Origin of the sequence: Paramesorhizobium leguminum (assembly GCF_003217235.1) — a bacterium.
GTDB classification, from domain to species: domain Bacteria; phylum Pseudomonadota; class Alphaproteobacteria; order Rhizobiales; family Rhizobiaceae; genus Paramesorhizobium; species Paramesorhizobium leguminum.
On record NZ_QJTF01000045.1, the window covers coordinates 1 to 8,851 of the forward strand.

At 62.6% G+C, this 8,851-nt stretch carries 1 protein-coding gene; it reads left to right on the forward strand.

Translation table 11 applies throughout. The features are described 5' to 3' along the window. Positions 1–740: 740 nt before the first annotated feature. Positions 741–8,851: FG-GAP-like repeat-containing protein (locus C7477_RS18400; protein ID WP_110754796.1), on the forward strand; the 8,111-nt coding region annotated here is incomplete at its 3' end.

The window sequence follows — 8,851 nt, forward strand, 5'->3', positions numbered from 1 at the left end:
CCCCGGTGCCGGGCACCACCACCGTCACCATCCTCCCCGGCGCCGTGGAAACCCAACCAACGCCACCGGCCAAACCCCGGTAGCGCGGTTGCAAAGCGCGAACGGCCTCGGGCGCCCCGTAAGGGCGCCCGAGGTTTTATGGAAAGGATGACACCGGGGAACCGGAACTTGACGGTAAACCTGTAGTTGCCGTTTGTAATAATATTGCGACCTTGACGGGATTTTCGAGATCGATTATAAATTAGAGCATGATCCCGAAAAGTTGCAGGCTTTTCGGATAAGATCATGCGGCTAAAACAAAAACTTAGAGCGGGATGCTCGATTCAACTTAATTGCATACCGCTCTAAGACAGAGGGTAGATTGGGCATGGACCGCATCCGGGCCCGATGCCCAGGATTTTACGCCTGCCGAATATTGGACAGCATCGCATTTAGACAGCATCGCATTTAGACAGCATCGCATATTGAATACCGTATTGTGAGAAGGGGAGGCGGGCCTTGGGACGCCTGCATAAATCCCTGATCGTTTGCAAAAGAATGCGGCATCGATGTCGCTCCCGGTCGAGGCAATCACGCCGGAACCGCGCGCCATGGGCAGCATTCGATATCGGGCATTTCATTCACGACTATGAATTTCATCAGGCTCTTCGATTTAGCATTTCTACCCGTCTCGTTACTGTACTGCGATTGCACGATGCGCGCGCCGGATCGGCTACGCGCGTGACTCAAGGATTTTCCCAATGACCGCTGTTCTTGCCACGATCTCCGATGCTTTTTCCTCGTACCACGACCGGAAAAACCGAGGCGCGGCGAGCGGCGGGCGGCGCCGGGGCCGGCGCGCGATCGGGCTCATGCTCATCGCCCAGCTGGTTCTCCTCACCGGGATCGTGCCGCAGGCGCTGGCGCAGGACGGCATTGCCGATCCGGCCGGCGCCAACTCCATTGCGGCCGATGTCGGCACAACGACCGCGCTCACGCTTGCGCCGTCGAGCATCAACCAGAGTCAGTCGGCGACGCTGACGGCGACGGTGAAATCCGATAAGAGCGGCACTCCCGTTGTCACCGGCACCGTCGATTTCTGTCGCGCCGGTGCCAAAGCCTGCGCCGGCAGCGACCGCATCGGCACGGCCCAGCTCGTCAACGGCGCGGCCTCGATCGTTATCTTCGCCGATCCCGGCCAGCACAGCTATACGGCCATGTTCAGGGGCGGTCCCGGCTATACCGCGAGCGCGTCCACCTCGCAGACACTCACCGCCAGCCGCACCAGCCTATATCCGACCACGGCGGCCATCGGCACGGTGAACTCCGCGCCGCCCTATACCATTCCCGTCACGGTGACCGGCCTCGGCGTGCTGCCCGGCCTGGCCCCCAACGGAGTGGCCGACATCCTCGACACGAGCAACAACGATTATCGGCTCGCCATCACCCCATCCATGAGCAACGCCGCTTATGGCATTGCCGCGGCGTCCACGACGCTCACCGTCGGCAATTTTTCCTATTCGATGGCGAGCGAGGATTTCAACAAGGACGGCCGCGCCGATCTTGCCGTCGCCAACCAGGGCGACAACAACGTCCAGATTTTCCTGGCGCAGAGCGACGGCACATTCCCCGCCACGCCGTCCTCGACCATACTCGATATCAACCAGCCCAACCCGATCGTCGCGGGCGATTTCAACAATGACGGCTATGTCGACCTTGCCGTCGGCGCGACCTCAAATATCAGCGTCTTCACCGGTAAGGAACACGGCGGCTTCGAGACGACCCCCATCAACACGGCGGCGAACGGCTTCGTCGCTTTCGCGGTGCGCGATTTCGATCTCAACGGTGCGCTCGACATCGCCGTCGTCACCGCCGGCAACTCGCAGGTCTATCTGGGCGACGGCAAAGGCCATTTCCCCACCAAGGGAAGCCCGGCGCCGGTGGGCAGCAATCCCGGAGCCACGGGCGCCAGCGTCGGGTCCACTGCTGCCGGCGACTTCAACAATGACGGCAAGCCCGATCTCGTCGTGCCGCAGACCCCAAGCGACAAGGTGTCGGTGCTGCTGGGCGACGGCCTGGGCTCGTTCCAGCCCGATCCGACCCAAATCAGCACCGGCACCGACGCCAATGCCATGTCGGTTGCGGTGGCGGATTTCGACGGCGACGGCAATCTCGATTTCGCCGTCGGCGTCAACAATCCCAACGGCCCGGGCTACGTCATCCCGTATAAGGGCGATCCCACCGGCAAGATCTTCACGAAGAAGACACCCTACTCGATCGGGGGCACGATCTGGAATACCATCACTGTGGCGGTTGGCGATTTTAACGCCGACGGTAAGCCGGACATCGCCATCGCATATTTCGCGGGCTCCTTTAATGTCAATATGCAACTCCTTCTGGGCAGCGGCACCTGGACGTTCACGCAGGGCGCCACGATCCAGCCAGGCAGCTGGCCGGGGGTGCCGGTGACCGGCGATTTCAACGGCGACGGCTTCACCGACGTGGCCGTGGCCAACGCCTTCAACAACGATGTGACGGTGGGTATGGTTCAGCCTTCCGTGACGGTGACCGCCACCACGACGGATGTGCCGGCGCCGGCGGGCGATCCCTCGGCGGCCGACCATCAGGTCGTGGCGGTCTACGAGGGCGACATGAAATTTACCAGGAGCCCGCAATCCGCTCCGGTGAAGCTTGCACCACAGAAGATCGACACCATCTTGACTGTGACGGCCGACCCCCAGGGCAGCAGCAATGCCGGCCAGGCGGTGACCCTGACCGCCACCTTCGGCACCAAGAACAGCCAGGACGCACAGGGGCACACCCCCAACGGCGATTGGGTCACCTTCACCACCGACAACGGCAATGTGTTCCTGGGCAAGGCGCAATTCGCGCTGGACAGCAAGACGAACCAATATGTGGCGACATTGCCCAATGTCACCCATCTGCCGTCGGGCAAGATCACCGTCACCGCCAGCTATCCGGGCGACGCCTATTTCAACAGCACGACCGGGTCAATCCCCTATACGGTCGGGCCGCGGGCCCCCGTCAAGGTGGCGCTGGCGCTCGAGCCGGCCCAGGCGCAGGTACCGGCGGGAACGCAGGTGACGCTGACGGCGACGATGACCCCGGCGGTGAGCGGCACGGTGTATTTCTGCAAAAAGGCCGCGCCCTGCATCGGTGTTAACCGGCTGGGTGAGGCGCAGCTCACCGGCGGCAAGGCTGCGATGTCGTTCTACCCCGGCATCGGAACCTACATTTTCCAGGCGCGGTTTGCCGGCACGATCACCGACGCGGCCGGGATATCGAACACCGAGCCGCTGACCGTGATCGGCGAATACCCCACGACGACGGCGATCGGCAAGCCGGACGGCAACGGGCCCTACAATATCCCCGTGACGGTCACCGGCATCGCGCCGTCTCCACTCGCGCCGACCGGCACGGTCGAGATCATTGATCACACCAGTGGTATAACGCTTGGAAGCGTGAACCCAGGCAATCCTACATATGACGTAGCGGAGACGACCGTGGCGGTGGCCGCAGGCAAGGGGCCCTATTCTTCCACCGCGGGCGATTTCAATGCCGATGGTATCGAAGACATCGCCGTTGCCAACCGCGACGACAAATCCATCGGCGTGTACCTCGGCACCCACGACGGTAAGTTCCAACTGCCTCCGATCAGCTGGGCCACGGATGGCAATCCCTATCCGATCGAGGCAGGTGATTTCGACAACAACGGCACACTCGACCTGGCCGTCGGCAACGGATCGAACCTCACCGTGTTCAAGAACCCGGGAACTGGACATTTCAATGGGCATGTCGATACCGGCGGCGTCAGCGATTTCCAGTCCCTGGTGCCCGGCGATTTCGACAATGACGGCAATCTCGACGTCGTCGTCGTGCACAGGTCGAGCCAGCAGGTCTATCTCGGCAATGGCCAGAACGGCTTCTCGCCGGCTCCCGCGGGAGCTTTCGCACCGGGCAGCCTGCCGCCTGCCTATTATCGCTCCGCCGCCGGCGATTTCAACAAGGACGGCAATCTCGATCTCGTCATATCCGACGGCCAATGGAACAGCAACATATGGGTGCTGCTCGGCGACGGTCAAGGCGGCTTCCAGCCCGATCCGTCCAAGTACTCCGTTCAAAGCGAGCGCCGCTTCGCGTCATCCGTCGCCGTGGCGGACTTCAATGGCGATGGCAATCTCGATTTTGCCGCCGGCGTATACGATTGGGATTATTCCCAGTCCAGCAGCATTTTTGTCTATCAGGGCGGCACCGACGGCAAGACCTTCACGCAGAAGGCCACCGTGCCGTTGACCGGCGGCCATTGGGGTAACGGTAATAGTGTCCATGTGAGCGTCGCTGTTGGCGATTTCAACGCCGACGGCATCGCCGACCTCGTAGCCGCCGGCTCCGACGATCAGTATAAGGGCGGATCGGCGCAAGTCGGAGCCTGGCTTGGCGACGGCAACTGGAATTTCACGCCTTCCACTCAGTTCTCACCGGGTACCAATTCGCTCCCTGCGGCCTTTCCGCTCTCGGCGATCGTCGGCGACTTCAATGGCGACGGCTTCACCGATGTGAGCGCCGTCAATGCCACCGGCAACAGCGCTGCGGTCGGTTTCCTGCAACCCACCACCACGGTGACCGGCACGGCGCAGAACGTGCCGGCGCCGGTGGGCACCGGTACGCACGATGTGTGGGCCGACTACGACGGCGACAGCGAGGGGAACTTTGCCCCCAGCGCGTCCGGGACCGTGCCGCTCGCGGCGAAGAAGCTCGACACCACGCTCGGTCTGATCGCCATGCCTGGCCCACCCGTCGCGGCTCCGCGGAAGGTGGCCCTCAGCGCCTCGCTGGATACCGGCAAGCAGGATCTGCAGGGGCACGCGCCCTCGGGCGAGGTCACTTTCTCGATCGTCAATGGCGAGCAATTGGGCACGGCGCCGTTCGAGCTCATGAACGGCGGTAGTTATATGGCTAACCTGCCGGCGCAGACGTTGCCTACCGGCAGTTATACCGTCCAGGCGACCTATCCCGGCGACGGCAATTTCAACACCCCGCAGCCGATCACGATGCCCTTCACCGTTACCGGGACGACAACCACGCTCAAGATTACGCCTGATACCGTCGACCAAGGCAAGCCGACGACGCTGACAGCAACCGTGACTGACGGTAAGACCGCCATCACCTCCGGCACCGTCGATTTCTGCCGCAGCGGCGTGGAGGCGTGCGCCGGCAGCGACCGCATCGGCAGTGCCCAGATTGCCAACGGGGAAGCCAAGGTCGTCATCTTCGCCGATGTCGGCCTGCATAGCTATACGGCCCGCTTCCGCGGCATCACCGACTCTCCGGGGAGCCGGTCCACGTCCCAGACGCTCACCGTCACCCCCACCAGCCTCTATCCGACCACGACCGTCATCGGCAAGGTGGAGGGCACCGGCCCCTACAATCTGCCTGTGACCGTCACAGGCTTCGGCACGCCGCCGGCGCAGGTCCGCCCGGGCACACCCGCCGGGCAGGCCCCGACGGGAGACGTCACCATTCTCGACAAGACGAATAACAACGCCAAGCTCGGCTCCGCGACTTTGACGCAGCCGCCCGTCTATGGCGTAGCGGACACGACCGCGACGCTGACCGCCGGCAAGGGGCCCTATTCGCTCGCCGGTGCCGATTTCAACGATGACGGCCTCCTCGATCTCGCCGTTGCCAACCGGACCGACAACAACATCCAGATCTTCCTGGCGCAGAGCGACGGCAAATTCCCCGCCACGCCGTCCTGGACGATCTCCAACGTCACGGGCGCCTTGCCGATCGTCGCGGCCGACTTTACCAATGACGGCTATATCGATCTCGCTGTCGGCGCCACCTCCAACATCAGCGTCTTCACCGGCAAGGGAAAGGACGGCTTCAATCCCACGCCCTTCGACACCGCGGCGAGCGACATAGTGTCCTTCGCGGTGAGCGATTTCGACGCCAGCGGCACACTCGACCTCGCGCTCGTCACGTCAACCAGTTCGCAAATCTGGCTCGGCGATGGCGCGGGCAAGTTCACGGCGAAGGGCAGCCCGGTGCCGCCCGGCAACGCCATGAAGAACTATGGCGCCAACGCCGCCGCCGGCGATTTTAATAACGATGAGATCCCCGATCTCCTCGTGCCGCAGGGCAGTGGCAGTGGCAGCAAGGTGTGGGTGCTGCTGGGCGACGGCACGGGCCTGTTCCAGACCAATCCGAAGCAGATAGAGACCGTCGCCGGTGCCACCGTGCAAGCGGTAGCCGTGGCCGATTTCGATCAGGACGGCAATCTCGATTTTACCGTCGGCGTCGAGAACTATAACTCCGATAGCTTGGTGGCCTTCTATCAGGGGCAGGGCGACGGCAAGAATTTTACCGCCAAGCCCGCCGTCACCTTTGCCGGCACCTCGTGGCACAACGTCAATGTGACGGTCGGCGACTTCAACGCCGACGGTCTGGCCGACGCCGCCGCCATATATTTCCAGAACGATAGCGGCACGATCCAGATCCTTCTGGGCAGTAGCAGCAGCCCCTGGACCTTTACACCTGGCACGACCCTGCAAGTCGGGGAGTTTCCTATGTCGCCTGTGGTCGGTGATTTCAACGGCGACGGTTTCGCGGATGTGGCTGTGGCCAATGCCAGGAGCAACAGCGTCAGCGTGGCGACCGTCCAACCCACCACGGCGGTAACCGCAACCGTCAACAATGTCATGGCCGTGGGCAATCCCGCTTCCGGCAAGCACGATGTCTTCGCCAGCTACGCGGGCGACAAGCAGTTCAAGGCGAGCGACTCCTCCGCCAACCCGACGCCGATTGCGCCGCAGCAGCTCGGCACGGGTCTCAAACTGACCGCCGATCCGTCAGGCACCAGCTTGGTCGGGCAGGAGGTCGAGCTCACGGCAACTCTCACCTTCAAAGGCGACCCGCAGAGCCATTCCGTCGAGAACGAGAAGGTCACTTTCACGGCCGATACCACCCCGTTGGGCACGGCCGAGCTGCATCTGGTAGCTGGAAGTAACCCGGTCGCCTATGTGGCCAAGCTCGTTACCACCGCGTTGCCGGCCGGCAAGAGCACGATCAAAGCCGACTACGGCGGCGATCAGAACTTCACCGGCTCGTCGGACACGCTGCCCTATAACGTCACCGGCACCCAGCCGGAGGTGGATCTGGTGGTCTCGACAGGCGGGAATGCCAATGTCGGTGATACGGTCACACTGACCGCTACAGTCAAGTCGGGCGGGACGGTGGTGCAGATGGGCACGGTCGATTTCTGCTATACCGCATCGACCCCGCTGTGCACCGATATCAACCGCATCGGCAGCGCCCAGATCTTCAACGGCACGGCGACTGTATCCTTCACGCCCTATGCCGGCACCTATGAATTGAGAGCCGACTTCGCCGGCTTCGACAGCTATGGCCAAAGCCGCTCCCAGCCGCAGAAGCTGGTGGTGCTGGGCAAGTACCCTACCCAGACTACGATCACCCCTCCCAAGCGTTCCGGCAACAACGATACCTACGATGTCAAGGTGACCGGCACCGCCCCGCAATCGCTCAAAACACCACCGGCCGGAAACGTCCAGATCCAGGACATGAGCAACCTCTTCAATGGCAACCCCTACGCGCTGGGCGAAAACACCGGCTCCAATCCCCTGGCCAACCCGCAACTCGCCATCGCCAACGCGCCCCAAACGCTGATCGGAGGGGGCGGGGCCGATTCCGCGGCAACCGCCGACTTCGACGGAAACGGCATCCGCGACGTGGTGATCGCCCTCAAGAATGACCAGAAGCTTATCGTGATAATGAACGGCGGCCCGACGTACAGCAGGATCTTTACCGACGGCAATCCCTATCCGGTGGCGACGGGTGATTTCAACAACGACGCCTTGCCCGATATCGTCATCGGCAATAGCACCAAGCTCACCTTCTACCCCGGCACCGGCAGCCCCACCGGCCCGCTCGGACCGCCCAAGGACACGCCCACGGCCATTATGGGCTCTTTCTCCGCCTTCGCCGTGCGTGATTTCAACCGCGACGGCAAGCTCGATCTCGCCGTCGTGGGTTCCTATAACACGCAGATCTATCTTGGCGATGGCTCGGGCAAGTTCACCGCCGCCGGCAACCCCGTGCCTTATGGCAATGACAGCACCGAGGCCGTGTCCGTCGACACCGGCGACTTCAATAATGACGAATTGCCCGATCTGATCCTTACCAACAACTATCGAACCCAGGTCTGGGTGCTGTTCGGCGCGGGCGACGGCACCTTCCAGCCTAATCCCATCTCGATCCGCCCGGGCCGCGTTTTTACCCAGACCGTGGCCGCGGCCGATTTCGACAAGGACGGCAATCTCGATTTCGCCGTAGGCATCAGTAATCCTCTTTCCAATTCCAGCGTCCAGGTCTATCAGGGCAACGGCATCGACAAGAGTTTCAGCCCGCAGCCCAAATTCGATACCAAGCATGCCCCGTCGTATGCGAGCGTCTCCGTCATCGCCGGGGATTTCAACGCCGACGGCTATGCCGACCTTGCCATGGCTGATTACGTGGTCAGCGGCAGCAATCCCGATGTGCAGATCTGGACCGGCAACGGCAACTTCGTCTTTACCAAGGCCGACGTGCCGATTACGCCCCAGCCCGGTCCGCGCGCCCCGGTAACCGGCGATTTCAACGGCGACGGCTATGCCGACCTGTTCGTGCCGGGCTCGAACGCCAATCAGACCACCGCCGCATTTCTGAGCCCGACGGTGACGGTCTCCACCTCGCTCGAGGCCCTCGTGCCGATAGGAGATCCGGGCGGGGCCAAGCACGACATCGTCGGCGCTTACCTCGGCGATAGCAACTTCGCCGCCGACACATCGACGAC